Annotated in this window: 24 protein-coding genes and 1 pseudogene; 11 read left to right on the top strand and 14 right to left on the bottom strand. The window is 72.0% G+C overall.

The features are described 5' to 3' along the window. Positions 1–82: 82 nt before the first annotated feature. On the top strand, positions 83–451 hold the full coding sequence (locus tag D7Y21_RS28445; RefSeq protein ID WP_120566924.1) for a response regulator: 369 nt from the start codon (positions 83–85) through the stop codon (positions 449–451). A 7-nt stretch (positions 452–458) separates the two neighbouring features. Here the strand turns inward: D7Y21_RS28445 and orn are convergent, their stop codons facing one another. The 3 genes from orn to D7Y21_RS28460 form a co-directional block, all read right to left on the bottom strand. Continuing rightward, the gene (gene orn, locus D7Y21_RS28450; protein ID WP_014393105.1) at positions 459–1,010 is read right to left on the bottom strand and encodes an oligoribonuclease; all 552 of its coding nucleotides are present in this window, start codon (positions 1,008–1,010) and stop codon (positions 459–461) included. Positions 1,011–1,141: 131 nt separating this feature from the next. Beyond that, positions 1,142–1,582 (bottom strand): archease, encoded by a 441-nt coding sequence (locus D7Y21_RS28455; RefSeq protein ID WP_233612313.1) that lies wholly within the window; start codon positions 1,580–1,582, stop codon positions 1,142–1,144. 72 nt (positions 1,583–1,654) lie between these two features. Further along, complete coding sequence (locus tag D7Y21_RS28460) at positions 1,655–2,341, bottom strand: phosphoribosyltransferase (RefSeq protein WP_121716910.1); 687 nt, start codon at positions 2,339–2,341, stop codon at positions 1,655–1,657. A 123-nt stretch (positions 2,342–2,464) separates the two neighbouring features. On the opposite strand from D7Y21_RS28460, the gene D7Y21_RS28465 reads away from it, so the two are divergent. Then, a complete protein-coding gene (locus D7Y21_RS28465; RefSeq protein ID WP_121716912.1) occupies positions 2,465–3,385 on the top strand; it encodes a ribose-phosphate pyrophosphokinase in 921 nt (306 codons plus the stop codon). 11 nt (positions 3,386–3,396) lie between these two features. Continuing rightward, on the top strand, positions 3,397–4,149 hold the full coding sequence (locus tag D7Y21_RS28470; protein ID WP_120566920.1) for an enoyl-CoA hydratase: 753 nt from the start codon (positions 3,397–3,399) through the stop codon (positions 4,147–4,149). 78 nt (positions 4,150–4,227) lie between these two features. On the opposite strand, the gene D7Y21_RS28475 is transcribed toward D7Y21_RS28470, so the two are convergent. Continuing rightward, the gene (locus tag D7Y21_RS28475) at positions 4,228–6,819 is read right to left on the bottom strand and encodes a M1 family metallopeptidase (RefSeq protein ID WP_370039362.1); all 2,592 of its coding nucleotides are present in this window, start codon (positions 6,817–6,819) and stop codon (positions 4,228–4,230) included. A 260-nt stretch (positions 6,820–7,079) separates the two neighbouring features. Between D7Y21_RS28475 and D7Y21_RS28480 the strand changes: the two genes are divergently transcribed. Then, entirely contained in the window at positions 7,080–8,114 is a 1,035-nt protein-coding gene (locus tag D7Y21_RS28480) for a lysophospholipid acyltransferase family protein (RefSeq protein WP_370039364.1), read from the top strand. Between the two features lie 124 nt (positions 8,115–8,238). Here the strand turns inward: D7Y21_RS28480 and alr are convergent, their stop codons facing one another. Further along, on the bottom strand, positions 8,239–9,456 hold the full coding sequence (gene alr / locus D7Y21_RS28485; RefSeq protein ID WP_199735502.1) for an alanine racemase: 1,218 nt from the start codon (positions 9,454–9,456) through the stop codon (positions 8,239–8,241). A 318-nt stretch (positions 9,457–9,774) separates the two neighbouring features. On the opposite strand from alr, the gene D7Y21_RS28490 reads away from it, so the two are divergent. Both D7Y21_RS28490 and D7Y21_RS28495 read left to right on the top strand, forming a co-directional pair. After that, on the top strand, positions 9,775–10,635 hold the full coding sequence (locus D7Y21_RS28490; protein ID WP_121716918.1) for a sigma-70 family RNA polymerase sigma factor: 861 nt from the start codon (positions 9,775–9,777) through the stop codon (positions 10,633–10,635). A gap of 86 nt (positions 10,636–10,721) precedes the next feature. Next, entirely contained in the window at positions 10,722–11,378 is a 657-nt protein-coding gene (locus tag D7Y21_RS28495; protein ID WP_120566916.1) for a metallophosphoesterase, read from the top strand. Positions 11,379–11,403: 25 nt separating this feature from the next. On the opposite strand, the gene D7Y21_RS28500 is transcribed toward D7Y21_RS28495, so the two are convergent. Continuing rightward, positions 11,404–12,972 carry a serine hydrolase gene (locus tag D7Y21_RS28500; RefSeq protein ID WP_121716920.1) on the bottom strand — a complete coding sequence of 523 codons (1,569 nt, stop codon included), beginning with the start codon at positions 12,970–12,972 and terminating at the stop codon, positions 11,404–11,406. A gap of 238 nt (positions 12,973–13,210) precedes the next feature. Between D7Y21_RS28500 and D7Y21_RS28505 the strand changes: the two genes are divergently transcribed. Continuing rightward, positions 13,211–14,281 carry a hypothetical protein gene (locus tag D7Y21_RS28505; protein WP_147469401.1) on the top strand — a complete coding sequence of 357 codons (1,071 nt, stop codon included), beginning with the start codon at positions 13,211–13,213 and terminating at the stop codon, positions 14,279–14,281. Positions 14,282–14,297: 16 nt separating this feature from the next. On the opposite strand, the gene D7Y21_RS28510 is transcribed toward D7Y21_RS28505, so the two are convergent. The 3 genes from D7Y21_RS28510 to D7Y21_RS28520 all read right to left on the bottom strand — a co-directional run bounded on the left by D7Y21_RS28510 (position 14,298) and on the right by D7Y21_RS28520 (position 19,872). Then, the gene (locus D7Y21_RS28510; protein WP_121716924.1) at positions 14,298–15,182 is read right to left on the bottom strand and encodes a zinc ribbon domain-containing protein; all 885 of its coding nucleotides are present in this window, start codon (positions 15,180–15,182) and stop codon (positions 14,298–14,300) included. Positions 15,183–15,967: 785 nt separating this feature from the next. Beyond that, complete coding sequence (locus tag D7Y21_RS28515; RefSeq protein WP_121716926.1) at positions 15,968–18,271, bottom strand: serine hydrolase domain-containing protein; 2,304 nt, start codon at positions 18,269–18,271, stop codon at positions 15,968–15,970. Next, entirely contained in the window at positions 18,268–19,872 is a 1,605-nt protein-coding gene (locus D7Y21_RS28520; protein WP_121716928.1) for a GDSL-type esterase/lipase family protein, read from the bottom strand. Before D7Y21_RS28520 ends, D7Y21_RS28515 begins: the two co-directional genes overlap by 4 nt. A gap of 306 nt (positions 19,873–20,178) precedes the next feature. Between D7Y21_RS28520 and D7Y21_RS28525 the strand changes: the two genes are divergently transcribed. Together D7Y21_RS28525 and D7Y21_RS28530 are read left to right on the top strand one after the other, a co-directional pair. Next, positions 20,179–20,460: a helix-turn-helix domain-containing protein gene (locus D7Y21_RS28525; protein WP_233591940.1), complete on the top strand. Its 282-nt coding sequence runs from the start codon at positions 20,179–20,181 to the stop codon at positions 20,458–20,460. A gap of 81 nt (positions 20,461–20,541) precedes the next feature. Next, the gene (locus D7Y21_RS28530; protein WP_121716930.1) at positions 20,542–20,907 is read left to right on the top strand and encodes a response regulator; all 366 of its coding nucleotides are present in this window, start codon (positions 20,542–20,544) and stop codon (positions 20,905–20,907) included. An 11-nt stretch (positions 20,908–20,918) separates the two neighbouring features. Here D7Y21_RS28530 and D7Y21_RS28535 read toward each other — a convergent pair whose 3' ends face one another. Continuing rightward, complete coding sequence (locus D7Y21_RS28535) at positions 20,919–21,530, bottom strand: hypothetical protein (RefSeq protein WP_233591923.1); 612 nt, start codon at positions 21,528–21,530, stop codon at positions 20,919–20,921. Between the two features lie 102 nt (positions 21,531–21,632). After that, positions 21,633–23,135, bottom strand: a complete 1,503-nt coding sequence (locus D7Y21_RS28540) for a HAMP domain-containing sensor histidine kinase (RefSeq protein WP_120566908.1) — start codon at positions 23,133–23,135, stop codon at positions 21,633–21,635. A gap of 278 nt (positions 23,136–23,413) precedes the next feature. Between D7Y21_RS28540 and D7Y21_RS28545 the strand changes: the two genes are divergently transcribed. After that, positions 23,414–23,800: a serine/threonine protein kinase gene (locus D7Y21_RS28545; protein ID WP_120566907.1), complete on the top strand. Its 387-nt coding sequence runs from the start codon at positions 23,414–23,416 to the stop codon at positions 23,798–23,800. Here the strand turns inward: D7Y21_RS28545 and D7Y21_RS28550 are convergent. The 3 genes from D7Y21_RS28550 to D7Y21_RS28560 are packed head-to-tail and all read right to left on the bottom strand — an operon-like array spanning position 23,797 to position 25,868. Then, positions 23,797–24,795 carry a hypothetical protein gene (locus tag D7Y21_RS28550; protein WP_121716932.1) on the bottom strand — a complete coding sequence of 333 codons (999 nt, stop codon included), beginning with the start codon at positions 24,793–24,795 and terminating at the stop codon, positions 23,797–23,799. The genes D7Y21_RS28545 and D7Y21_RS28550 overlap by 4 nt on opposite strands. 2 nt (positions 24,796–24,797) lie before the next feature. Then, positions 24,798–25,193, bottom strand: coding sequence for a hypothetical protein (locus tag D7Y21_RS28555; RefSeq protein WP_120566905.1), 396 nt, complete (start codon positions 25,191–25,193; stop codon positions 24,798–24,800). A 12-nt stretch (positions 25,194–25,205) separates the two neighbouring features. Next, complete coding sequence (locus D7Y21_RS28560; protein ID WP_121716934.1) at positions 25,206–25,868, bottom strand: hypothetical protein; 663 nt, start codon at positions 25,866–25,868, stop codon at positions 25,206–25,208. 127 nt (positions 25,869–25,995) lie between these two features. Between D7Y21_RS28560 and D7Y21_RS28565 the strand changes: the two are divergent. Beyond that, positions 25,996–26,125, top strand: a pseudogene (locus tag D7Y21_RS28565) (endonuclease V); the annotation flags it as partial.

The following is a 26,125-nucleotide window of genomic DNA, read 5'->3' on the forward strand; positions in this document are numbered from 1 at the left end:
CCCGCATCCCGTCCAGCCCGCCCCCGGCCTCCAGGCCGACAGGGGCCCCGGGCCGTGTGTGGGCGGTGGAGGGGGGCCGCGCATGAAGCGGTTGCTCATCGTGGACGACGAGCTCGCCATCGTGGAGGCGCTCGAGGACATCCTGTCCCTCGAAGGCTACGACATCGTCACCGCGTACAACGGCGACGAGGGCCTCCAGCGGCTCCTGGCCTCCAAGCCGGACCTGGTGCTGTTGGATTTGATGATGCCGGTGATGGACGGCGGCGAGCTGCTGCGCCGCATCCGCGCCCATCCGGACCTGTGCGACCTGCCCGTGGTGGTGATGAGCGCGGGCCGCCTCACGGACGAGGAGCGCCGCGCCAGCTCCCACTTCCTCGCCAAGCCCTTCGAGCTGGACGACCTGCTGGGCACCATCGCGAAGCAGCTGCCCGCGGAGGGGGCCCGCGCCTGACGGACGCCTAGCCCGGCGTCGCGCGGAAGAGGACGTCCCGGTAGTACTGCAGCTCGCTGATGCTGGAGCGCAGGTCCGCGAGCGCGGTGTGCCCGCTGGGCGGCTTGCGCGGCTCCACCAGCGCCGGATACCAGGCGCGCGTAATCACCTTGAGGCTGGTCACGTCCACCATGCGGTAGTGCAGGTAGCGGTCCACCATGGGCATGTGGTCGATGAGGAAGCGCCGGTCCGTGTGGATGGAGTTGCCCGCGAGGATGCCCTCGCCCAGGTCGCAGTAGTCCGCGATGAAGGACGTCACCTCGCGCTCCACCACGCGCAGGGACGACGTGGACGCGCGCACCTTCTCCAGCAGGCCGTTCTTCGTGTGCATCTCGCGCACGACGGGCTCCATGCGCTGGAGCATCTCCTCCGGCTGCCAGACGACGCGCTCGAACTCGCCCAGGGGGCGCAGGTCCGGGCCGGTGACGATGATGCCCACCTCGATGATGCCGCAGGTATTGGGGTCCAGCCCGGTCATCTCCAGGTCGAGCCACACGAAGCGGATGTCACGAGAAGCCATGTCCGGAAGGGTCCTGGTCGCGAAGAGGAAGACGTCCCCTATAGCAGCCCGGAGCCCCGGCGCACCCCCTCCGTGGACGAATCCTCCCGCCGCGCCCGCACGTCCGAGCACCGGACAAGCCGGTCGCGGGCCTAGAAGTCCACCAGCGCCTCGGCGGTCCACACGCCTTCCGGCCCCTGGCGCACGGAGACTTCGGTGAACGACGCGCCCGTCACCGCCACGTGGGTGCCATGGCGCGCCTGTCCCGCGCGTTCGCCAAAGCCGTGGCCGAAGAGGTTCAGCCCGTCCAGCCGCACCACGAAGCACTGGAAGCGCAGGCGCCGTCCGGCCATCGCGCCCACCACCGCGCGCAGCCAGTCCGCGAGCAGCTGATCATGGTCCGCGGACTGGCAGTCCACCTCCAGCTCCTCGTGCGCCTCCACGCTCCGAGGGTCCGTCACCAACGCGCAGAGTCCCAGCGCCGCCATCTCGAAGGCCTGCTCCATGGAGCGGCCCACCCCCCGCACCCCGAGCGACTCCTCGCGCGTGAAGTGCTCCCAGTGCGTCCGGGGCCTGCGGTCTTCCGCATGCATGGTTTCCACATCCATACGTCCTCCTCATGTCCTCGTCGTCATCTGCTTCCGTTCCCCGGAGCCCGGGCCCCTTCAGAACCACCACCCGCCCGCCATGTCCGGCGCCACGCCCTCCGGCCGGGCGGGGCTGGCCTCCCGGGCGCGCGTGAGCCAGCGCCGCAGCTCGTCCTGGGTGAGCGCGGGGAAGATGTCGTAGGCCTCGGAGACCTCGCGCAGCGAGGGGTCCAGCGTCAGCGCGTGCACCGCGTCCGCGCGGCTCCGGACAAGCTCCAGCGCGCGCGGCGTCGCCACGCCCACCGCCACGATGCGCTGACGCACGCCCTGCTGCTTCAGCGCCAGGAGCGCCGCGGTCACGGTGGCGCCCGTCACCATCCCGTCATCCACCAGCAGCGCCGTGCAGCCGCGGATCCGCGGCGTGAGGCCGCCTCGCAGCTGCCGGGCCTGATGCTCCACGTCGTCCAGCTCCTCGTGCACGAAGCGCTGGAGCGCCTCCCCGGGCAGCTTCGCCTGGCCCGCCGCCTGGGGGTCCAGGTACAGCCCGCCGCCTTCCGCCACCGCGCCCAGCATGAGGCGGCCCCCCGGCACGCGCAGCCGGCGCGCCACCCACAGGTCCAGGGGAGCCCTCAAGGCCCGGGCCACCTCGTACGCCACGCGCAGCCCGCCGCGTGTCAGCCCCAGGACGCACACGTCCCCGGAGCGGTAGGGCGTCAACACCCTCGCGAGCTTCTGTCCCGCCTCCGCCCTGTCCCGGAAACGCATTGGCCAGCCTCCACCCCCGGAAGGTGCGCTTCCCTCCGGAGTGTGTCGGCGGAGGCACGTTCAGTGGCTCTCCTGGCGGCATGCCCGGGGGGCCAGGGCACCGCGAGCACCTCCCGCGCTAGGGTGCGGCCCATGACGCCCATCGCCCTCGTCGTCGGCAGTGCCAGTCCCCACCTCGGCCGTGCGCTCGCCCAGGCGTTCGGCGCGGAGCCGGTGGGGGTGAAGCGGGAGCGCTTCCCGGATGGAGAACTGCACATCGAGGTGCCCCCGGAGGAGGTGCGAGGCCGCCGCGTCGTCATCCTCCAGTCCTCCACCCCGCCCGTGGGCGAGAACCTGATGGAGCTGCTGCTGCTCGCGGACGCGTGCTGGCGGGCGGGCGCGGCCTCCATGGAGGCGGTGATTCCCTACGTGGGTTACGCGCGCCAGGACCGGCGGGCCCGGCCGGGCGAGCCCCTGGGCGGGCGTCTGGTGGCCGACATGGTGTCCCATGGCCGCTTCACGCGGGTGTTCACCGTGGACCTGCACAACCCGGCGCTGGAGGGCTGCTTCGGCGCCCCGCTGGAGCACCTGTCCGCGCTGCCGCTGCTGGCGGACGCGCTGCGCCCCTACGTCACCGACACGACCGTGGTGGTGGCGCCGGACCTGGGCGCGGTGAAGCGGGCGGAGGCGCTGGCGAAGCTGCTCGGCCGTCCGTGGGCGGTGGTGCACAAGGCGCGGCTGAGCGGCAACGACGTGGAGACGCTGGGCCTGCTGGGCCAGGTGCGCGGCATGCGCCCCATCCTGGTGGACGACATGGTGTCCACCGGCGGCACGCTGGCGGCGGCGGCGAAGGAGCTGAAGGGCGAGGGCTGCGTGGACGACTTCATCCTCGCCACCACGCACGCCCTGCTGGTGGGCCCCGCGCTGGAGCGCCTGCGCGGCGTGCCCGTGAAGCGGCTGTTCAGCACGGACAGTGTGGAGCACCGGGAGGACCTGCCCTTCCCGCACCAGGTGGTGACGCTGGCCCCGCTGCTCTTGCGCGCACTGCGGCCCGACGCGCGTTAGTCTGCCCGGCCATGTCCGACACGCTTCTGACGCAGCTCGACGCCGGGGTCTTCTCCGTCACCTTCAACCGGCCGGAGAAGAAGAACGCCTTCACCCACGCCATGTACGAGGCCGCCACCGCCGCCCTCCAGGAGGCGGACCGCCGCGACGACGTCCGGGTGGTGCTCCTGTCCGGCGCGGGCGGCGCGTTCACGGCGGGCAACGACATTGGCGACTTCCTGGAGCACCCGCCCACGGGCGAGGACAGCGCGGTGTTCCAGTACCTGCGCGCCCTGGCCGGCCTTTCCAAGCCCGTGCTCGCGGCGGTGGAGGGCGCGGCGGTGGGAATTGGCACCACCATGCTCCTGCACTGCGACTACGTGGTGGCCGGGGAGAAGGCGCGCTTCAGCATGCCCTTCGTCAACCTGGGCCTGTGCGCGGAAGGCGCCAGCAGCCTGCTGCTCCCGCGCGCGGCGGGCTTCGCGCTGGCGTCGGAGCTGCTGCTGTTCGGAGACCCGTTCGACGCGGCCACCGCGCTGCGCGCCGGCATCATCAACAAGGCCGTCCCGGAGGCGCAGCTGAAGGAAGTGGCCACCGAGCGCGCGCGCGCCCTGGCCCAGCGTCCCGCCCAGGCCCTGAAGGTGACCAAGGCGCTCATCCGTGGCCCGCTGCGTGAGCAGGTGGACGCCGCCCTCAAGCGCGAGGGCGCCGAGTTCGTCCAGCGCCTCGCCTCCGACGAAGCGAAGGAAGCCTTCATGTCCTTCATGTCGCGCGGCCGGAAGTAGGGCTCCCCGCCGCGACGAAGGCATCACCCCCGGGTCCGCGTGCATGTCACGCGGACCCGGTGTCGTTTCAGGGACGGACTACCGGGGCGCGGGCGGCGCCTGCGGCGTCTTGACCGGCTTGCCGGTCAGGAAGGCCCCGATGCTCGCGCCCTGGGCCTCCTTCAGCGCGATGCACTGGTCCACGATTTCCAGCACCTGCCGCAGCACGCGCTCGGAGCCGGGCACCTTGTCCACGCGCGGCTCGAAGAAGGCGGCCACCTCCTGGCGCTTGCCCGCGTCGCAGTAGCCGGCGCCCATGTACGGCAGCCGCGAGTCCATGCCCTCCGGCAGCAGGCCCGGCTTGTCGTCGGTGCCCACCAGCGTGTCGAAGTTCGCCTTCAGGAACTCCACCGCGGTGTCGCGGGTGCGCGCGTCGCGCGACGCGCCCATCAGGAGCCACAGGTTCTCACGCATGTCCTGCTTCGGGTCGAGCAGCAGCTCCAGGTTCGCCTTCACGAGCTTCGGGTCGGTGGTGTGGGACAGGCCGCCCAGGAGCTGCTGGCGCTGGTAGCGGCTCTGCTCCCCGCGCAGGGCCTCCATCAGCTTCGAGTGCAGGGCCGCGTCCCCGTGCTCCACCGCGATGGCGAGCACCGCGCCCACCACGTCCGGCGCCACCGCCTTGCGGTCCTTGAGCCACTGCTCCGCCAGCGTGCGCGCCTCCGCGATGAGCTTCGGGTCATTGCCCTCGTTGCCGGCGAGCTCCAGCAGGCGCGGACGCAACAGGCGCATGTCCTCGCTCTCACCGGCGCGCGGCTTGAAGCCCAGCTTGCGCGCGCGCGGCCCGAAGGTGTCCCGGACGTAGCGGGCGCGGTCCGCGTCCTGCGCTTCCGGGAGCAGCCGCGACGACACCAGGTCCATCAGCTCCAGGCCCGCCTCCAGCACCTGCCGGTCCGGGTCCTCCGCCACGCCGGTGAGCAGCGGCAGCGCGTCCGCCGCGGGCATGAGCCCCGCCTTCGCCAGCGCCAGCGAGTCGCTCAGCAGCACCACCCGCTCCGCGCGCGACAGCTTCGTCAGGCCGGACTTCATCAGCTTCGCGTGCGCATCACCCGCCAGGCGCATGCGGTAGTAGCCCGAGCCGTCCGCGTTGGGGAACACCCACGCCGGGCACGCCTTCGCCTCCGTCAGGGCGATCTCCGCCTTCGCCTCCGTCATCAGCGTGCACGCGGTGGCGTCCTTGCCCGCGCCCGGGTACTTCACGCACACCGGCACCTTCCACGACTGCGCCTCCGGGGCCTTGGAGCCCAGGCGCATGTAGCGCTCCTGGGTGAGGGCCACGCGCGGCTTGCCGCCGTCACACAGCAGGGTCGCGGTGATGAAGGGCGCGCCCGTCTGGTCCAGGAAGCTGTTCATCACCAGGGACACGTCCTTGCCGGACTCGGCGGACAGCGCGTCCAGGAAGTCCTTCGCGGTGGCGTTCTTGCCCGCGTGCGCGCGGATGTAGCGCTGGATGCCCTTCTGGAAGACGTCGCGGCCCAGCCACGTCTCCGCCATGGCCAGCACCGCGCTGCCCTTGCCGTAGGTGATGCCGTCGAAGGCGTTCTGGATGTCACCCGCGTTCTGGATGGGCTGACGGATGAAGCGCGCGGCGACCAGGCTGTCCGCGTCCAGCGCGTCGTTGCGGGACTGCACGCGCTCCACCGGCGCGTCCCACGTGGGCTGGTACGACTCCACGATGCGCGGGGTCATCCACGAGGCGAAGGACTCGTTGAGCCACAGGTCGTCCCACCACGCCAGGGTGACCAGGTCGCCGAACCACTGGTGCGCCAGCTCGTGCACCTGCACATTCGCGAACGCGCGCTGGCGCCAGACGGCGTCCTCCTCCGGCTTCGCCAGGATGAGGCGCGAGTTGAACGTGACGAGGCCCGGGTTCTCCATGGCGCCGCCCATCAGCGGCACCGCGAGCACGTCCAGCTTCTCGTACGCGTACGGGATGCCGAAGTACCCCTCCAGGCGCTCCAGGATCTCCGGCGTCACCTTCGCGGCCCACGCGCCTTCGCTCGCCCGGCCGCGCGGCGTGATGATGCGCGTCTTCACCTGCTTCTGCCCCGCGTCGCGCGCGGGCAGGAAGTCGAACGGGCCCACGCCAAAGGCGATGAGGTAGCTGGGCAGGGGCTGCGTGGGGGCGAAGCGGTAGATGCGCCAGCCGTCCGCGCCCTTCTCCTCCGCCAGCTGCGGCGTGTTGGTGACGGCCACGTTGCCCTCCGGCACGTGGAAGGTGAGCTGCCACGGCACCTTGAAGCCGGGCTCGTCGAAGGACGGGAAGGCGCGGCGCGCGCCCAGCGGCTCGAACTGCGTGTAGATGTACCAGTCGCCGCCCTCGTTGACGCGGAAGGCGCCGGAGGTCTCGCGCTCGGACGCGGTGCCCGTGTACGTGAGGTGCAGCTTCGCGCCGCCCGCGGCCAGCGGCTTCTCGAACGTCAGGCCGAGGAAGTCCTCGCCGGAGGAGGAGGCCTTGAGCGTCTGCGTGACGCCCCCCTGCTCCAGCGTGGCCTCCTTCACGATGAGGCCCTTGCCGTGCATCCAGATGACGTTCGTGGCCTTGGCCACCTCCAGCATGACGTCGACGGTGCCTTCGAAGGACTCCGCCTTCGGATCCATCTTCAAGACGATGGCGTACTTCGTGGGCCGCACGTCCTCTGGCAGGCGCAGCGTGGGAGGTTTGGGCGCGGCGGCAGCCTGGATGGCGGGCGGCGCTTCAACGGCACCAGGAGCGGGAGCGTTACCCTGTCGGGCACCGCATGCCGCAAGGAAGGTTGCGGTGGCCAGGGCCACCGGACGGAGCAGGTTGGGCATGGCCGCGCAGTGTGGACCAGAGCAGCCTGGCAAGGTAGCGACGTGCGAGCGGTCCGTGGCCTTGCTGTCAGGTCGTGTTCGCGATGGAGTGCGCCGCCGTGTCCGCTCCCCTCTCTTCGCATCCGCTGCCATCGCAAACGAACACCCCTCCCGAGGGGAAAAGACCGCCGGAGCACCTGCGCCGCATCATCGGCTCGCCGCCGGGCCCCATCGTGGCGTTCCTGACGCGCGGCGTCTGGGCGTTGCTCACCGCGTTGTCACCGAAAGCGAGGGATGCGCTCGCACGCTTCGTGGCGAACCTGGCCTACATGCTGGGCATCCGCCGCAAGGTGGCGCTGGACAACCTGGCGCAGGCGATGCCGGAGAAGAGTGAAGCCGAGCGTCACGACATCGCGCGGGGCGCGTACCTCACCATGGCGCGCGTGGTGGTGGAGTCGCTGCCGTCCGGGGACCGGATGACGCCGGACTGGGACCAGCAGGGCATCGAGGGCGAGGAGGCGTGGGCGGCGCTGAAGGCGCACGTGGCCACGGGCAAGGGCGCGCTGCTGGTGACGGCGCACTTCGGCAACTGGGAGCTGGTGGGCCAGATGCTGATCCGCTGGGGCATCCCGCTCAACGCGCTGGTGCGTCCGCTCAAGGGCGCGCTGAACACGCGCATCGCGGTGAACCGGCTGGGCGCGGGCGCGGGGCTCATCTACCCGAAGGGCGCGATTCAGGAGATTACCGACGCGGTGAACCGCGGCGAGTCCGCGTACATGCTGCTGGACCAGGCGCTGCCCGCGAAGTCCGCGGTGTTCGTGCCCTTCTTCGGCCGGCTCGCGTCCACGACGCCCGCCATGGCGGTGGCCGCCGAGCGCACGGGCGTACCGGTGTTCGTGGTGATGGGCGTGCGGCCTCCCGGCCCGGGGGCGCGCTACAAGCTGGAGGTGGAGGGCCCCATCCTCCCGCCGCAGCCCGGCGAGTGCGCCGACCCCATCACCGAGCACACCGCGCGGGTCACCGCCGCGATGGAGCGCGCCATCCGCCGGCATCCGGAGCAGTGGCTGTGGCTGCACCGCCGCTGGAAGGTGCAGCCTCCGGCGCTCGTCACCGCGCCTTCGCCGGGCCTCACCGAGGGCACACCGCAGAAGTAGCCCGCGACGCCAGGTGCTCGCGCGGCGCGAGCGCCAGGGCGTGGTCCGGCATGCGCGATGCCAGTGGCCCTCCCGGCCCCACCGACCGCGAGGAGGCACCGGAGGTGCGATCCGGTGGGCCGCGCTACTCCACGACGACGCGGCGCAGGTGCGCGCCCAGGCGCGTCACCAGCTCGTAGTGGATGGTCTGCGCCCAGCCGGCCAGGGACTCGGCGGACACGGACTCTTCTCCATCGCGGCCCAGGAGCGTGGCTGTCACCGGGCGCTCGTCGGACGTGGCGCGTGTCACGTCCACCATCAGGTGGTTCATCATCACGCGGCCCAGCACCGCGCACCGCCGCCCGTTCACCAGCACGTGAGCCTTGCCGGACGCGAGGCGCGGATAACCGTCGTAGTAGCCCACCGGCAACACAGCGATGCGCGTGGGCTCCGGGCAGCGGTACGTGCAGCCGTAGCCCACGTAGGCGCCCGCCGGCAGCCACTTCACCACCTGGCTCCTGCACCGCCACGACAGCACCGGCTTGAGCACCGGCAGCTCGCCCAGCACCAGCCGCGCGGACAGCCGCGTCTCCGGCGAGGGCCACAGGCCGTACAGCGAGATGCCCACGCGCGCCGCCTCGTAGCGCGCCCGGGGCAGCACCAGCGCCGCGGCGCTCGCGGCGATGTGCCGCTGCAACGGCTTCGCGGGCTTCAGCTGCGCGGTCAGGTGCGCCAGCGCCGTCTCGAACGCGTCCAACTGCGCCAGCGCGTACGCCTGCTCCGTCACGTCCTCCGTGTTGGCGAAGTGGCTGAGCACGCCCACCGGCTCGAACACGTCCGGCGCCTCCGCGAGGAACGCCGTCTCGCGCGGAAGCTGATCCAACGTGAAGCCCTCGCGGCCCAGGCCCGTGTCGATGTGCACGTGCACGCGCAGGGGGCGCGGCAGCTTCGCGGCGCGCAAGGCCGGCACCGCGTCCGCCCAGGAGCGGTCCGCCACCACCGCGTCGATGCCCTCGCGCGCCAGCACGACGGCCTCCTCCGGGGCCACCGCGCCCAGCACCACCACCTGCCGCGCGGGCAGACCGTGCGCGGATTCGTGCGCGCGCACCGTGAGCGCGTCTTGCGGCGCGATGAAGTAGAGGACGTCCACACCCGCGTGCACCAGCGGCAGCACCTGGGCCAGGCCGTGGCCGTAGGCGTTGCCCTTGAGCACCGCGCCCAGCGCCCGGGGCGTGGGGCCGGTGGACTCCAGCGCGCGGAACGCCGCCACGTTATGCCTGAGGTGGGATGCGCTCACCTCCAGCCACGAGGAGTACACCGCGTCACCGGGCCCAACTCCGAGCCCCACACCGACTTCTTCCACGTTCACACCTCCGCACCAGCCCAGTCCCGGAAGGCTCTACCAGCAAAGCCCAGGCCATGGGCGGCCGTGGCCGGAGGGCCACAGGGGGTTGGACGCCGGCTGGATGCCACTCGGGCGGACGAGGGTGGAGCGGGGGCGCCCCGCACGGCCAGGGGGGCGTGCTCGGGTGGACACGCGCGGCCCGGGAGCGTGTCCCGGGGGACACCTGACAGGTGGGAGCCTCCGCGCGACATGTCGGGTGACCCGGCGGCGCGACAGGGGCCGGTGGTAGTGTCCCCTGCCGTGGCCGCACCTGAATTGCCCTTAGCCCAGGCTTTCGTGACCGCCCGAGGAAAGACGGAGCCGGCAGGCGCCCTCTCCGTCCTCCAGGAGCGGCTGGCCCAGGCCCTGGAAGCGGCCCGGCAGTCCTGGCCGGACATCCCCCTGGAGGGACCGCGCTTCGCGGCGCACCTGGCGCGCCTGGTGCCCGCGGACGGCCACGAGGACGCCTGGGGCAAGCTGCACATGGCGGACGTGTACCTGGCCCGGGCGGCGGCGGACGGGCTGCCCACGGCGCTCGCCACGTTCGAGGAGCGCCTGATGCCGGAGGTGGACGCGGCGGTGGCGCGGCTGAAGCTGCCCCCGGCCGGGCTGGATGAGGTCCGTCAGGCGCTGCGGCAGCGGATGATGGTGGGCAGCGCGGAGGCCCCGGCGCGGCTGGCGGCGTACCCGGGCACGGGGCCGCTGGCGGGCTGGGTGCGCGCGGCGGCGCTGTGGCTGGCGCTCGACTGGCAGCGTCAGCGCTCGGGGCAGGCGCATTCGGAGGATGGCGACCTGTCCATGCTGGTGGCGCCGGGGGACGACCCGGAGCTCGCGTACCTCAAGCAGACGTACCGCGCGGAGTTCAGCGCGTCGTTCCAGGCGGCGCTGGCGGCCCTGTCCGCGAGGCAGCGCAACTTCCTGCGGCTGAAGTACCTGGACGGGTTGGGCATCGACCAACTGGGCGCGTTGTACGGCGTGCACCGCTCCACGGCGGCGCGGTGGGTGGTGGGCGCGCAGGAGGAGCTGCTGGACGGGACGCGGCAGCGGCTGACGGAGCGGCTGCGGCTGACGCGCTCGCAGTTGGACAGCGTGCTGCGGCTCATCTCCAGCCAGTTGGACGTGAGCCTGAGCCGGCTGTTGCGCACGCCCTCCGAGTAACGCGGCGCGCGACGCCTCGTCCCCGCGCGAGGTGCCCGAGATTCCGGGCGGGGCATTCGAGGCCAGTGCGTTAAAGAGGGTGGAGGATGCGAACGCTCTTCATCGGAGATGTGCACGGCTGTTCCAGTGAGCTGGACGCGCTCCTGAAGGCGTGTGACTGGCAGCCCGGCGACCGGGTGGTGCTGGTGGGCGACCTGGTGGCGAAGGGGCCGGACTCCGCGGGCGTGGTGCGGCGGGCGCGCGAGCACGGCTTCCAGGCGGTGAAGGGCAACCACGACGCGCACGTGCTGCGCTGGCACGGAGGCCACGCGTCCAAGGGCAAGAAGCTCAAGCCGGAGCACCGGCAGGTGCTGGACACGCTGAGCGCCGCGGACTGGGCCTGGATGGAGCGGCTGCCCTCCTACCTGCGCTTCCCGGACCTGAACGCGCTGGCGGTGCACGCGGGGCTGGTGCCGGGGGTGCCGCTCGAGGAGCAGAAGGAGGAGTTCCTCTTCAACCTGCGCAGCATCGCGGCGGACGGGACGCCGTCGAAGCGGCTGGAGGCGGGCGAGCCGTGGGGCAGCCTGTGGCAGGGCCCGGAGCTGGTCCTCTTCGGCCACGACGCCATGCGCGGCCTGCAGAAGCACCCCTTCGCGGTGGGCCTGGACTCCGGCTGCGTCTACGGCGGCAAGCTCACCGCGTACATCCTGCCGGAGGGGAAGTTCTACTCCGTGCCCGCGGCCCGCGCGTACATGACGCTGTAGGCGCGGGCCTCTCGCGCGCGGGCGCTCAGGGCTTCGCGCTCAGCGTCTTCACGGCCTGCATGGCGCGCTCGTTCTTCGGATCCGCCTTGAGCAGCTTCTGGTACACGGCGAGCGCTTCGGCCTTCTTGCCGGCCTGCATGTAGGCCATGCCCAGGCCGCCCTGCGCCTCCGCGTCGTCCGGGAAGAGGGCCGCGTTCTCCTGGAACACCTTCAGGCCGTCCTCCGTCTTGCCGGACATCATCATCCCGTACCCCACCTGGGTGAGCACCTGCGGCGGCAGGCCACTCCCCTTCGTCTTCCGTGCCCAGGCGATGACCGCGTCCGCGCCCTTCACCCGCGAGAGCAGGTCCGCCGTCATCTCCGGCGACTCGAGGTGGTCCGGCAGGGGCCCCCAGCCGTACTCCGCGGCGATGCTCGCGATGAGCCGCTCGAAGAGCAGCACGCCGTTGTCCGAGTTGGCCATCAGCACCACGCCGCTGCCGGTGTCCCCCAGCGTCACCACCGTGGCGGTGAAGCCGTCATTCCATCCCCCGTGACTGAAGCGGTCCGGCGCTTCCTCCAGCATGAAGCCCAGCCCGTAGGGCCCGGACTGCTTCGTGAGCAACTGATGCGTCATCGCCTGCGACAGCACGCGCTTCGACTCGCCGGCCTTCGCCTTCGCCACCTCCAGTTGGAGGAGCGCCAGGTCGGACGGCGTCGTCCACAGCCCCGCGGGCGCCAGCTCCGGGTAGACCTTCCAGCGGCCCTCCACGGCCTCTCCGCTCGCGCGCGTGCCCGCGGCCGTGCGCGCGGCGAGCGCCGGGGGCAACGGCTGTTCGAACGTGCTGTGCTTCATCCCCACCGGGTCCAGCACCGCCTCCTTCATGAGCTGGGGGAAGGGCTTCTTCGCCAGGTCCGTGAGCAGCGCCTGGACGACGACGTAGCCGCCGCCGCTGTAGCGGGCCTCCGTGCCGGGCACCTTGTCCACGCGCACGGCCTCCGTGTTCGCGGGCTTCTCACCGTCGAGGATCTGCTGGAGCGTGGGCAGGGGTTCTCCCACGCCGTAGCCGGGGAAGCCGTGCACGGTGAGCCCCGCGCTGTGACTGAGCAGCCGGCGCAGCGTCACCTTCTGCTCGCACGTGAAGCTGTTGTCGGGGACCTTCCAGGTCTTCAGCGCATCATTGATGTTCGCGTCGAGCGACACCTGGCCCTGCTCCACTGCGCGCAGCGCGGCCAGCGCCGTCACCGGCTTGCTGATGGACGCGGCCTGGAACAGCGTCTCCAGCGTGACGGGGTCCTTGCCGCCGGCCTGCGTTACGCCATACGCCTTGCTCCACACCACGGCGTTCTTGTCGAACACCGTCACGCTCAGCCCCGGGATGCGGTACAGCGCCATCCAGCGCCGCACGTCGAGGGCTTGGGGCTTCTCCCCCGGCAAGGCCAGCGGCGCGAGGCCCGCCTCCACCCTGGCGATGCGGCCCGCTTCGGAGGGCCGCGCCGTCCACCGTGTGACGGGCGGCGGGGCGGCTTTGGGTACGTCAGCCGCCGTGAGCAGGACGACCGCCGTACAGCCCAGGAACAACACCGGGACGAAGCGAGGGACGGCTTGGGGCATGACGCGCTCCAGGGTTGACCCGCGGGAGGGGGCCCGCGGACACGGACGGTCAACCTACGGGGTCATGGATGCCTCTGGGCCTTGGCTCCTCCCTGTGTTCGTCATGGTTTGGCCATGGCTCGAGCAGAGATGGAGGGCTCCGTCCGGTCCCCACCATGTGGACCCCGAGTGACTTCCGCTCGCACCCGGGGCTCTGACATATTCCTTTGAGGTCATCTTTTTCCGGGTGGAGTTCAACATGGTCCGCACCTCGAGCCTCTTCAGCGCCCTGCTCCTCGTGAGCGCCTGCCAGAAGCCCCCGGAGGCCTCCCCGGCCGTGCCCGCCGCCGTGCCGGTGGCCGCGCCGGTGAAGGTGGCGCCGTTCTCGCTGTCGGTGCTCCAGGACGCGGCGCCTTCGGGCTGTACCTGGCTGCGGCTGGAGTCAGACGGCAGACGCAGGGCGCTCGTCACGGTGGACGCGGCGTGTGACGGGTTGCAGCTCGCGTGGAGCCCGGACGGCCAGCACGCGGCGGTGCGCGACCCGGCCGGCAGCGCTCGGGGGCCTGGGCGTGTGTGGACGGTGGACCTGACGTCCGGACAGGGCTCGGCGCAGCTCTTGCCGGAGGAGGGGCTGACGGGCGCGGTGGGGTTCGATTCGGTGGGGCGGCTGGTGGCGTTGACCGCGCACACGGGTGAGCTGGTGCGGCGCGACGACGTCTTCCTCTTCGAGGGCCGGCGCATCCCCATCCCGGAGCTGGACGAGGGCGCGGGGCTCGCGCACGCGTACCGGCTGGATGCGGGGGCGTGGAAGCGCATCGAGACGGTGGCCACGCGCGGTGACGCGGACGCGGTGTTCGCGCTCGCCACCACGGAGATGCTGGTGTCCTCCACGGTGGCCGGGGACCTGGAGGCGCTGGCGGCGCAGGGCCTGGACGAGGGCAGCCAGGACGCGGTCCGGCTCGACGCGGTGGTGCCCGACCGGGGGCACGACGTGTTCGGCGGCTGGGCGCGCGTGGAGTCGCGCGGCGGTCCGCTGTTCGCGTGGCAGACCGCGGGCGAGCAGACCGCGCTGATGATGCCGGTGCGCTGGGAGATGGAGGACGGCCACCTGGGCGAACCCGAGGGACTCGCCCTGCCCGCCCGAAGCCCCGTGCGGGCGATGGCGCGCGGAGACCTGCTGATGCTCGCGGGCGAGACGCAGGCGCGCGTCTACGACCTGGGCTCACGGCGCCTGGCGGCGTCCTTCGACGGCTTCCGGAGCGCGCGCTTCTGGCCGGAGCCGTCGTCGCTGGTGCCGCACGGGGCCACGGCGGCGACCGGGCAGCGGTAGCCGCGCGAGACGTGCCTCAAACCTGCCCTGTGCTCTTGAGGGCCGCGAACACGATGGCACCGTAGACGCCGCCGCAGAGGCAGCAGGAGAGCACGGGCACCAGGAGCGCGCCCGCGAGCGCCGTGCCCCAGTTGGTGCGGTGCAGCGTGCGGTAGGTGAAGGCGCGCAGGCCCATGGCCCAGAAGGGCGCGGCGTACACGGCGACGAAGGGAATCACGCCGACGATGTACGGCGCCTGGGAGATGGCGTGCGCGCGCATGGTCACGGAGAAGCCGCGCTCCACGCCGCCCATGCGGAGGATGAGGTGGTCCAGGCCCGCGTTCACCAGGGTCATGCCGGTGCTGAACACGGGCATGAGCACCGTCCAGGCCGCCATGCCCACGGTCATCCACAGCCTCACGGCCTTCGGATCCGCGCCGCTCGTCTCCGTCTCGGGGACGAACCCCATGATGACGCCGATGAGCGCGGTGTAGACGAGGCCCGTCGACAGGAAGCCGGAGATTGCAGACAGCATCACGAAGCCCATGGAGCTGCTCACGGGCGCGTCGGGGTTGACGCCCCGGAGGGTCTCCGTGGGCCGCATCAACATGCCGAAGCACGTCCGCCAGAACGCCTTGAGCGTCCCCAATTCCGCGCGCTGGTCCCAGGGCAGCTGGCCCAGGGGTTCACGTTCGAGGCAGGTGGCGCAGACGGTGCCCTCCGGGCCCTGGCGCAGGCAGCGGGCACAGGCGAACGCGCCACAGCGCGGGCAGGCGGCCACGCTGCGCCACTCGGGGTGCACGGCGCAGACGGGCTCGGCGCCGCCGGGAGCCGGGGCCACCAGCAGCGAGGCCCCGCACCGCGCGCACGTCTCCGCGCCGGGGGTGAAGGGGGCCTGACAGGAAGGACAGGAAGGCGTCATCGCCGCGCATCCTCGCACGGCTCGGCCTCCGTCACGCGCGCAGCCGATGGAGCGGCCCCCGGGCTGCGGTCGTCCAAAACCTGTCCGACTGTCGGACAAGTTTCCGCGGTCCGGCCGAAGTGGAGGCCCCGTGGCCGAGCCCTTCCAGAACCTGTCCGACTGTCGGACTCGGTTCCACGGCCCGGTTGGCGCGGAGGCTCCCGGGCCACGCGGTTCCAAAAGCTGTCCGACTGTCGGACAGGTTTCCGCGGCCCGATTGGAGCGGAGGCCCCCAGCCGCGTGGACCCAGAACCTGTCCGACTGTCGGACAAGTTTCCGTGGCTCGGTTGGAGCAGAGGGCCCCAGCCGCGTGGACCCAGAACCTGTCCGACTGTCGGACTGGTTTCCGCAGTCCGGCTGAAGCGGAGGCCCCCAGCCGCATGGATCCAGAACCTGTCCGACTGTCGGACAAGTTTCCGTGGCCCGGTTGGAGCAGAGGGCCCCAGCCGCGTGGACCCAGAACCTGTCCGACTGTCGGACTGGTTTCCGCAGTCCGGCTGAAGCGAAGGGCCCCAGCCGCATGGATCCAGAACCTGTCCGACTGTCGGACTCGGTTCCGCAGCTCGGCTGGAGCAGAGGGCCCCGGCTGCGTAGTTCAAGAACCTGTCCGACTGTCGGACAGGTTTCCACGGCCCGCCGGCGCCGGGGAGGCGCCCCCAGGGCTCTCACCTTCTCAACCCTGGGGACAGCATCCATGTCCAGAGGCTCGGGAGCCGTGCCTTCCCGGGATGCCCGGTTCGCGGGTGCTACGGCTCCGGCGCGGACTCCGGATCCACCGGCACCGAGGGGGACGTGCTCCCAGCCTTGTCCTGCGCTGGCGCGTTGCCCACCGGGGCCACGACACCCTGCGCTTTCGGAGCCCGGGCCTCCTGCGCGGCCCGGACCTGGCGGGCCCGCTTCGCCTGGGCCAACGCCGTCTTCGCCGCGCCCGCATCGCCCAGGGCCCGCTCGCGCTTCGCCAGCGCGTCCCACAGCTCCGGTGCGTCCGGATGCAGCGTCACCGCCGCGCGCAACAGGCCCCGCGCCACCTTTGGCGAACGCGTGTCCAGCAGCCGCTTCAGGAAGCCCGAGGGCGACAACACCAGCGACCCCTCCGGCGTCTCGAATGCCTCACGCACGTGGGGAACCGCCTCCGGCTCCCGGCCCGCCTCCAGCAACCCCACCGCCTGCGCCAGGTGCGCGTCCATCGACTCCGGATGCAGCTCCGTCGCGCGCTCCAGCCAACGCATCCGGTCCACCGGCTTCCGCTTCGCGCGGTCCGCCAGCGTCAGCAGCTCATCCGTGTAATCGGGCCGCACCGCGGGGGCGCGCACCGCCGCCTCCTTCAGCGAGGGCCAGAGCCGCTCCGGATCCTTCGCCGCCTCCAGGCGCGTGCGCTTCAGCGCCGGCACCTCCGCGCGCTTCCACCCCGCGACGAAGCGCGCCACGTCGCTCCGCACGGAGGAACTGAAGCGCTCCGCCTCCGGACACTTCAGAGTCTCACACGCCGCCAGGTAGTCCGCGAAGAAGCCCGCCGCGCCCTGCGTCCGGTACGCGCGCAGCCGCTCCGCGCCCATCGCCCGCTCCACCGTGGCCGCCATGTGCGCGCCCACGCGGATGAAGAGCGACTCGGCGCGCGGCTCGTGCGCGCCGCGGATCCGCTCCATCGCACCCCGGCCGTCCCGGGCAATCTGCGCCCGCTCGAAGAGCGAGGACACCTTCGCGAACGCCGTCGCCAGGTCCGTCTCCGGCGGCAGCGTGCCCGGCCCGCGCGTGGCCCAGTCGTGGTACGCGAGCCCGTAGCTCGCCAGCCGCCCCATGCCCTCGTAGACGACCGCGTCCACGGGGTCCGTGAAGTGGCCGCCCCGGCCCGGCGCGCCCTCGTCCAGCACCGTCTCCATCAACCGGATGGACAGCCGGCGCAGCCGCTTCGCCTCGTCCTCCACGTTGGTGGCGAGCGCGATGGCCGTGTCCTCCGCCGGCAGCAGCACCAGCAGCGTCGTCGTCTCCGGCTGACCGCCCGCGTGCGCCACGATGTAGTGGCCCCGCAGCGGATAGGTCGCGAAGCCCATGCCGTAATCGGTGATGTGCCCGTCGCGCGTCACCATCGACGCCTGCATGCGGCCCGTCGTCTCGCGCGTCACCAGCTTGTGGTCCAGCACCGCGCGCGCGAAGCCCAGCAGGTCCTCCACCGTCGCGCGCGTGCCACCGCCACCGAAGCGGCTGGTGACGTCCAGGAAGCGCGACGGCTTCAGCGTGGCGCCCGACACGCGGTAGCCCACCGCCTGCTGCGCGTCGCGCGTGCTGATTTCATCCACGTCCGCGTGGCTCATGTTCGCGGGGCCGAAGACGTGGTCGCGCAGGTACTCGCGATAGGACTGGCCGGAGGCCGTCTCCACCGCCGCGCCCAGCAGGTTGAAGCCCCACGTCGTGTACAGGTAGCGCGTGCCCGGCTCCGACACGAGCGGCCGGTCCGCGAACAGGCCGATGGCCTCCTTCGTCGTCACCGGCTTCGTGTTGTTGCCGGCGCTCGGGCTGTCGTAGGTGGGCACCCCGCCCAGGTGGCCCAACAACTGCCGCACCGTCACCGGCCACTGCTTCACCGGGTACTCGGGCACCAGCGTGTGGATGTCCGCGTCCAGGTCCAGCTTGCCCGCCTGCGCCAGCTGCATCACGGCCACCGCCGTGAAGGACTTGGTGATGGACGCCATGCGGTACGTGGTGCGCACCGTGGCCGGTAGCTTCTTCGCCACGTCGCGGTAGCCGTAGCCGTTCATCCACCGCTGGCCGCCCCGCATCACGCCCACGGACAGGCCCGCGGTGGGGCCCTGCTTCAGGTCCGCGCGCACCAGCGAGTCCAGCGCACGCTGCACCTCTGGAGGGAACTCGGAGGCCTTCGCGTCCGGCTCCAGCGCGACCTTCGCGCTGGACTCCGGCGGAGACGCGGGCTTCTCACCAGACTCGGACGGCGCGGGTGCCTGCGCCACGGACGCGGGCTTCTCGGCGGACGCCTGCGCGAACGCGGGCCCTGCCTGCACCAACAACCACAGCGCGACGAAGAGCCGCTTCATGGCACCGCCTCCGCGGTCTGGCTGCTCGCACCGGTGTCCGATGCCTCTTCACGCGAGGTCGTGAGCGCCGGTGCCGGCACCGCGCCCTCGTTCACCCAGCCCGCGAGCAGCGCGTCCGAGACCAACTGCCCCAGCAGGTCCAGGCCATGACCGCGCGGATGCACCAGGTCGTCGTGCATGAACCCCGCCTGGTTGAACCGCGCGAGCGAACCCGCGCCGCCCATCGCCGCATAGAGGTCGAAGAAGCCGCAGCCCTCGGCGAGCGCCACCTCGCGCTCCGTCTGGATGGCGGCCTCCAGGAACGGCCGCTGCGTCAGGGGCTTGCCCTTCGCGTGCCCGTCCTGCACCGCGTCCATGGGCCCCACCACCAGGCACGCGCTGCCGGGCGCGGCGGCGCGGGCGCGGCGCAGGAGCGAGGCCAGGTCCTGGCGCACGGTGGGCAGGTCCGTGCGCTTCCACTCCAGGCGCTTGGATTCATTGCCACCCAGGAAGAAGAGCAGCAGCTTCGGGTCGCGCTGGGAAAGCTGCGCCTTCAGCGCGTCCTCCTCCAGCCGGGCATACAGCGTGGCATCCGCGGACGGCACGCCCAACATGTCCAGCACGATGCCGGGCGCGTCCTTCTGGAGCACCACGCCCTGCACGATGGCACCCTTGCCTTCCGCGGTGATGTCCAGCCACTTCGCGCCCGCGGGCAGGTCGAAGGACGTGGTGCGGCTGGCACCGTCCTCCTGGGGCTCCGTGCGCGTCAGCACCGCGCCGTCCACGGACACGACGAGGCGGCCCGCGCCCTTCACGTCCTTCCACCACAGCGTCCCACGCGGCTCGCCTTCCAGCTTGAAGCGGCCCCGGGCGCGGTTCTCGGTGGCCAGGTGGTACACGCCGGTGATGCCGAACGGGTGCGGTGGCGCCTTCAATTCGCCCAGCGTGCGCGGCTGCCAGCCGTTGCTCACGGCGGCCGTGCGCCCCCGTCCGCCGTAGGGGGCCATGCGGTCCACCAGCAGCACGCCCCGGCCCGCGCCGCCGAAGCCCGCCGCGAATTCCTCGCGGACCACGTCCACGATGCGGTCCCCCGCGATGAGCGAATTGCCGAACGCGGCGATGACAGTGGGCGTCGTCCCCGGAGTCTGGATGAGCCCGTCCAGCGCGGTGAAGAACGGCGTCAGCGCGGACCGCGCGCAGCCGGTGTCACCCGGCTCCAGACAGGGGTCCTCCACCGTGCCGCCTGGAGCCTGCAGCCGCGTGGCCAGCGCATGCAGCTGTCCGGCACGCCCGGTGGTGGGCGGCAGCACGCGGAACGCGGAGCGCGCCGCCGGCCGCGCCTTGCCTGGCGCCTGCGCGGGCAGGCTCGCGGAAGCAGTCACCACCTGGGGAGCACCCGCGCCCGTCACCGCGGACTCAGGATGCGCGGAAGGTCGCGCCTCCACGGAGGCGGGCCGCGCGGCACCGGGCTCCGGCGGCGGCACGGAGTCCGTCGCGGGAGTCGTCGTCAGGGGGAAACGGTGAGGGGGTGTGCGGGACTCGCACCCGGGGAGCAGGGCCCCCGCCAGGACAGCGAGCAACCCCGCCCGCCGGAGCCCTCGCGAGACATCGAGAACCGTCATGTGGCCCGCGAGCGTAGACGAAAGCCCGGGGACACGCATGTTCTGGACCCCACGCTCGGCCGCCTCGCGAGCCGCCCCGGCGTGGCATCCCGGACATCTCATCCGTCCTGGACCGCACGTCCGGGCCCGCCAGTCCCGGGGAAGAACAGGTTTCCCGTACGCCAACGCGAATGCAGGGTCCGGCCGCGAACAGGGTCCCTTCACATGGTGCGGCGCGTCCCCAAATTATCCGCCGCGATTATGGCGAAGAACCGGCTCACAACGTGGACGAAGCTCCACCGGCGATTTGGCGAGCACGTGCGCCTCATGCGCAACAGCCGCTCGCTCACGCAGGAAGCGCTCGCCGAACGCAGTGACCTGTCCGTGGACGCCATCCGCCGCATCGAGCGGGGCGCCTTCTCTCCGTCGCTCGACACGCTGGGCAAGCTGTCCGTGGGGCTGGACGTGTCCCTCAAGACGCTCTTCCACTCCTTCGACCTGGAGCGCACTGACGGTGTGGCGGAGATCTGCGACTTCCTCGCGTGCCGCTCCGGCTCCGAGCTGAAGCTCGCCTGGCGCGTGCTCCAGGCCATGTTCGATGAGCGATGAAGCGCGCGCCCCGCGCTACCAGTCGCACCCGGCAGATGTTCCCTGTCACTCCCGTCGTGCTTGCCCTATGCGTCGGGGCCCATGAGCCGCACGCCCCCCACCCTCCTCCTCGTCGAGGACGACAGCGACCTGCGCGACGCGCTCGTGGAGATCCTCCTGGGCGAAGGGCACACCGTCGCCGCCACGGGGAACGGCGACGAGGCCCTCTCGTGGCTGGAAGCGCACCCGTGCCCCGCGCTGCTGCTGGTGGACATGTGGACGCCGCGCAAGGACAGCTGGCGGCTGCTGGACAGCCTGCGCCGCGAGCCCCGCTTCGCGGACCTGCCCGTCATGGCCATCAGCTCCAGCGAGGAGCGCCACCCCGCCATCCGCGAGGTGCTCTCCAAGCCCTTCGACCGCGAGGCCCTGCTCGCCGGGGTGCGCCGCTTCGTGCACCCGCTGCACTGAAAGCGAGGCCCTCAGCCGCCGGGCGTCCGCTGGCTCAACCTGCCCACCACGGCCGGGTCCAGGCGGAACGAGTCGAAGAAGCGGTCCGCGTCCTGGGGCGCGCGTCCCTCCGGGTGCAGCAGCAGCTGCTGGTACAGGCGCGGGCCCACCATGAAGAAGCGGCCCCGGAGGCGGCGCGGACCGGACAGTCCCCCCACCTCCTGGCCGGGGAAGCCGCCCTCCAGCTCCAGCGTCTTCGCGGTGATGGCCGTCGCCCCCAGTGCCTCCAGCGCGCCCTGGCTGGCGCGGTCCACCACGTCGCGCGGGCTCACCTGCGCCACCGCCGCGAGCGGGAAGTCCGTATAGGAGACGTAGTAGGCGGTGTCCTCCTGCGTGCGCGCGGCGATGAACGTGTGCAGCGTCACCTCGCCCACGTCCGTGGGCTGCACGCGCCGCTCCTCGGTGACGGGGCCGGGGAACGTCACGCTGAAGCCCCCCTCCTGGGACTGGACGACGGAGGACGGCGCCTCCCGCATGGGCTCGGCGGGGGACACGGGGGGCTCGGTCTGCGTGCGCCCCGCGCACCCTCCCAGCACCAGCAGGGCGGCGGCCAGCGGCACGGCCCGGTAGGAATGCTTCATCATCCAGACGGCTCCTGACATGGGGCCGCAAGGTACGCCCTGCCCCGCCCGGGCGCATCCCTCCGCTTCACCCGGGCCCGCTTCAGGCAACGGTTGTCCCGGCCTTCAGTGCACCGCGCCGGAGTCCTCGCCGGAGCCCTCCCTGGCGCGCTCCTCCTCGTCGGAGGGCTCGGGCGGCCTCGGCGGGCCGGCGGACACCCGGGTCAGGTGGACGCGGAACACGGAGCCCTGGCCGGGCTGGCTCTCCACCTCGATGCGGCCGCCGTGCGCCTCGATGATCCGCCGCGACACCGACAGCCCCAGTCCCACGCCCGGTGCGCGCTGCTTCGCGTTGCCCGCGCGCTGGAACGGGATGAAGAGCCCCCGGAGCTCCTCCGGCGACATGCCGATGCCCTGGTCCGCCACGGCCAGCACCACCTGCTCTCCGTCGCCGCGCACGGACACCTCCACGCGGCTGCCCGAGGGGGAATACTTGAGCGCGTTGCTCACCAGGTTGTTCAGCACCTGCTCCAACCGGGAGGGGTCCGCGCGCACCAGCACCGCGCTGTCCGGCACCATCAGCTCCAGCGTATGCCCGGATTCGCTGGACTGGTACAGCTCCACCACGGAGCGCGCCAGCTCGCGCGTGTCGCGCACCTCCGGCTGGAGCTCCAGCTTGCCGGCCTCGATGCGGGTCGCGTCCAGCAGGTCCCCCACCATCCGGTCCAGGCGCGCCACCTGCCTTCGCACCAGCGACAGCGTGCGCTGCATCCGCTCCGGGGTGACCTCTCCGCGGCCCGTCAGCGAGGTGGACAGCTTCAGCGCGGACAGGGGATTGCGCAGGTCGTGCGCCACGCCCGCCAGGAACGCCAGCTGCTGCTCCTGCTGGTGGGTCAGGCTGTCCGCCATCTCGTTGAAGGTGTGGGCCATGTCGCGGATCTCCAACGGGCCCTCCTCGGGCGCGCGCAGGTGCCGCCCACCCCGGCCGAAGCCAGCCATCGCGCTGCGAAGCTCCGTCACCGGGCGCAGCGCGAAGCGCCTCAGCCAGAAGACCACCAGGCCTATCGTCGCCAGGAGTAGCAGGCCCAACAGCAGACCCAGCAGGTTGGCCATCTCGCTCCAGTGCGCGGCGCTCTGCCGGGCCGCCTGCGCCTGGTCCACGTTGATCTCGATGAGGCGCTCCAGCGAGCGCAGCGCCGCGTCCAGCGAAACCATCGCCGACGCGTCGTGCTGGGCCGGAGTCACCTCCGGACCGAGCGGCGCATGCTGCGCGGCCAGGTAGGCGAAGACCTGCTGCTGCACCTCCGCCACGCTCTGGCGCTCCTCCCGGGTGGACGCGATGGCATGCATCTCCAACAGCTGACCGCGCAGGTCGGCCTCAAGCTGGGGCGCCGAGCGCCCGCGCGACGGGTCCGCCACCATGGGGACCCCCGGCGATGACAACAACCGCGAGTGGACGAGCAGGTCCACCTCCAGCTCCTCGGCCTGCCGGACGCCTTCCACGGATTCACTCAGCGTGGAAGCCATGCGTTCCAGGGCGGTCGTCAGCACCACGAGCAGGGTGGCGGACACCACGGTGAGCAGGACCAGCCCACCCACCACGGTGGAAAAGAAGGCGCGCAGGCTCATCGCCGCCTCCACGCGAACCGCCGGCCGGCCTCCCGCTTTGTCATGGTCGCGCATCCTTCCTCCGGGCCGCGCCAACCCCGGTGGTCGTCGCCCTCTTCCCAAGGAAAGCAACAAGCGTCCGATATCGTGGATTCGCGCCTGGATGCTGGCAGGCCCACCCCGGACAGGCCCCCAAAAGGAGCCGGCCTCCCGAGGCCCGGCCATGTTAGTCAGCACGGACACGCGGCCCGATGCGCACCCGGCGTTCGGGCGCCCGCTCTTCTCGATGAGGTCACCCGATGGATCTGCTCGCCCCACCGGCCCGCACCCTGAACTTCGATGCCTTCTGGCGCTGGCTCCAGGAGCACACCAACTGCATCCTGCGGTGTGGCTCCCCCGACATGACGTTGTTCGACCATGACGACTTCCACTGGATGCTGATGGAAGAGGAGCGCCAGCACGTCCTCCAGCTCATCAAGGGCAAGTCCCTGGTGGGCGAGATGGTGATGGTGGGCCGCGAGGTCTCCGAGGTCTCCATCTCCCCGGATCCAGACGCGGATCCGCAGGCGGGCCACTTCCTGGTGGAGCTGATGGGCGGCCCCAAGGAAGACCCCCAGGTGATGTACCACTTCGTCATGGCCCACGGCATCGAGCCGGCCGCCGGCCACCAGGGCTTCAAGCACTAACGCGCGACGCGCTCGATGGCCTCCACCGCCGCGTGGACGCCGTTGAGCCACGCCGAGGGGCGCGCGTCGTACCATCCCGGGAGTAGGAGCAGGGACGCGACCTTCGCCTCCAGCTCCACCGCGTCCCCCACCCGCTCCGCCTCCGTCAGTCGCAGGGCCTGCCGGTCATAGAGCCGGGGCCGGGCCCAGGCCACCAGCGGCGTCCCGGTGGCCCGGGCCTCCTGCACGGTGTTGTAGCCGCCCGCGCCCACCAGCACGTCCACGCCCCGCATCACCGCGAGTGCTGGCCAGACCGTCAGCCCGGACGCGTGGTCCGTGGGGACGAGCCACATCACCGCCGCCTGTCCGGCCAGCAACGTCCGCAGCCGGTTCACGGTCTCCCCGGCCTCCGCCACCTCCTCTGGACGGCCACAGCCCATCACCGCGACCACGGGCCGCGAGTCCCCGTCGTCCAGGCCCAGCCGCCGCCGGGCCTGCTCGCGGGACAGCAGCGCGTCCGCGTCCAGCAGCAGCCACGGCGCGGTCCGCACCGCGCGAGGGTGGTGCGCGAAGGGCGCGTCCTCACCGGGCACGACGAGCAGGTCGAACGCGTCCACGGCGTGGGCCACGTCGAAGCGCTCCACGTAGACGGGGTTCAGGTCGCGGTGCACCAGCACGCGCGGCGCGCGCACGGTGGGCAGCAGCGTCACCAGCTCCCCGGCCAATCCCCGGGGAAACGTATCCACCACCAGCACGTCCGGTGTGGACTCCGCGAGCCACGCGCCCACCGCGGCCACGGTGCCGGCCTTGTCCAGCCGCGAGTCCACGCGGTGCACGGTGGCGCCAGGGCCCAGCCACGACTCCAGGGGCAGGCCGGGGGCGAACGGGCTGTTGGTGAGGAGGTCCACCGCATGGCCCCGTCCCACGGCCACGCGGGCCAGGGCCGCGGCGCGCGTCAGGTGCCCCAGGCCTCCGCCGAGCGCGTAGAGGCGCCAGTGCTGACGTCGCGCGGCCACGCTCAGCTCCCGCCCAGGTCCTCCTCGAAGGAGGCGTCGTCCTCGCGCCGCACGCTCTCGCCGTCGGCCTCGGTGAAGTCGTTGGGGTCGCTGCCCGAGGACGAAGCGCCGGAGCCGCGCCACGCGTCGCGGCCGTAGTAGCCGTAGTCCTCGTAGTAGTAGCTGGGGTCGTCCTCGTCGGAGGTGTTGGACAGGTCGCGGTTCTCGTCGCCGTTGTCGGCGGCGCGCGCGCACGCCACGCAGACCGCCTCCCCGCCGTCGAGCGTGCGCATGTGCATCAGGCAGATGGGCTTCTGACAGCGCATGCACTGCGTGGTCGCCCCCCGCTCACACGGGTGGGAGAAGAGGAAGCCGGAGGTCTCCAGGCACTGCTCCGCGGAAGCAAAGGAAGGGGACATGGCTTGGGAGGCTCAGGGCGACGCGGGGTTCTGGAGGCGGAAGAGCAGGGCCATGCGCAGGGGCAGGTCCAGCGAGTCGAAGCCCAGGCACGCGGCGGCTGCCGGCGACACCGGCTGCTTCGTGGCGAGCACCGTCTTGCCGGACGGGTCGCGCAGGGACAGCTTGCCGTCGCGCACCTTCACGTGAACAGCCTCCGCGCCGGAAGCGCCCTTCACGGACGCGCCGCCGCCGTCGGCTGTCACGGTGTAGAGCAGCATGCCCTGGTCATCCGTGAGCACCCACCCGGAGCCCTCGCGCGTCAGCGTGTAGCGCACCGCCGAGCGCGCGGCGTCCTTCACCTGGAACGCGTCCGGGCCGCCGGTGACATAGGCCAGCACCGTGTCCTCCGGACCGGACACCTTGAGCTCGCCGCCCTTCCACTTGTAGCGGGCGACCTCTTTGTCCGCGCCGTCGACGAGCTTCGCGCCGTCGTCCTTGGGCTTGAGCGAGAAGCGCTCGCGGTCGTCGCCATCCTTGAACTTGAGCTTGGCGCCCGCCTCATGCGGCTCGGCGGCGGCGGCGTTGGCGGGAGTCGCCTGGGTGGGCTGCGCGCTGGAGGCGGGGGCACCGCCCTGCTGGCACGCCGAAGCCCCGAGCACTCCCAGACCCACGAGAAACAGGACACGAAGCTTCACGGCGTGGACCTCATCTTCCCGGGCTGGCCCCGGGAGCTGGAGTGGTTGAGCACCTGATAGAGGCTCAAGAGCATCATCGTCACGACGCGGGACGCGTCATTCGGTGGGAGGACGGTGGGCTCGCTGGGAGAGGCGGGGCGCCACGTCCCCCATCACCCATAAGGGAGAAGTGGTGGGCATGGCGGTCCGCACCCGCACCGGCGTCAGCCCCGTGTACGTCTCTCCCGGCCACCGCATGGACCTGGACACCGCCGTGG

It is taken from the genome of Corallococcus sp. AB045 (assembly GCF_003668895.1).
Classification (GTDB): domain Bacteria; phylum Myxococcota; class Myxococcia; order Myxococcales; family Myxococcaceae; genus Corallococcus; species Corallococcus coralloides.

What these genes read in the sequence shown, in the direction of transcription:
- D7Y21_RS28445 (WP_120566924.1), top strand. Translation starts at nt 83, where the DNA reads ATGAAGCGGTTGCTCATCGTGGACGACGAGCTCGCCATCGTGGAGGCG.
- D7Y21_RS28515 (WP_121716926.1), bottom strand. Translation starts at nt 18,271, where the DNA reads ATGAAGCGGCTCTTCGTCGCGCTGTGGTTGTTGGTGCAGGCAGGGCCC.
- D7Y21_RS28500 (WP_121716920.1), bottom strand. Translation starts at nt 12,972, where the DNA reads ATGCCCCAAGCCGTCCCTCGCTTCGTCCCGGTGTTGTTCCTGGGCTGT.
- D7Y21_RS28470 (WP_120566920.1), top strand. Translation starts at nt 3,397, where the DNA reads ATGTCCGACACGCTTCTGACGCAGCTCGACGCCGGGGTCTTCTCCGTC.
- orn (WP_014393105.1), bottom strand. Translation starts at nt 1,010, where the DNA reads ATGGCTTCTCGTGACATCCGCTTCGTGTGGCTCGACCTGGAGATGACC.
- D7Y21_RS28535 (WP_233591923.1), bottom strand. Translation starts at nt 21,530, where the DNA reads ATGATGAAGCATTCCTACCGGGCCGTGCCGCTGGCCGCCGCCCTGCTG.
- D7Y21_RS28540 (WP_120566908.1), bottom strand. Translation starts at nt 23,135, where the DNA reads ATGAGCCTGCGCGCCTTCTTTTCCACCGTGGTGGGTGGGCTGGTCCTG.
- D7Y21_RS28460 (WP_121716910.1), bottom strand. Translation starts at nt 2,341, where the DNA reads ATGCGTTTCCGGGACAGGGCGGAGGCGGGACAGAAGCTCGCGAGGGTG.
- D7Y21_RS28510 (WP_121716924.1), bottom strand. Translation starts at nt 15,182, where the DNA reads ATGACGCCTTCCTGTCCTTCCTGTCAGGCCCCCTTCACCCCCGGCGCG.
- D7Y21_RS28525 (WP_233591940.1), top strand. Translation starts at nt 20,179, where the DNA reads ATGCGCAACAGCCGCTCGCTCACGCAGGAAGCGCTCGCCGAACGCAGT.
- D7Y21_RS28455 (WP_233612313.1), bottom strand. Translation starts at nt 1,582, where the DNA reads ATGCATGCGGAAGACCGCAGGCCCCGGACGCACTGGGAGCACTTCACG.
- D7Y21_RS28555 (WP_120566905.1), bottom strand. Translation starts at nt 25,193, where the DNA reads ATGTCCCCTTCCTTTGCTTCCGCGGAGCAGTGCCTGGAGACCTCCGGC.
- D7Y21_RS28505 (WP_147469401.1), top strand. Translation starts at nt 13,211, where the DNA reads ATGGTCCGCACCTCGAGCCTCTTCAGCGCCCTGCTCCTCGTGAGCGCC.
- D7Y21_RS28495 (WP_120566916.1), top strand. Translation starts at nt 10,722, where the DNA reads ATGCGAACGCTCTTCATCGGAGATGTGCACGGCTGTTCCAGTGAGCTG.
- D7Y21_RS28545 (WP_120566907.1), top strand. Translation starts at nt 23,414, where the DNA reads ATGGATCTGCTCGCCCCACCGGCCCGCACCCTGAACTTCGATGCCTTC.
- D7Y21_RS28520 (WP_121716928.1), bottom strand. Translation starts at nt 19,872, where the DNA reads ATGACGGTTCTCGATGTCTCGCGAGGGCTCCGGCGGGCGGGGTTGCTC.
- D7Y21_RS28530 (WP_121716930.1), top strand. Translation starts at nt 20,542, where the DNA reads ATGAGCCGCACGCCCCCCACCCTCCTCCTCGTCGAGGACGACAGCGAC.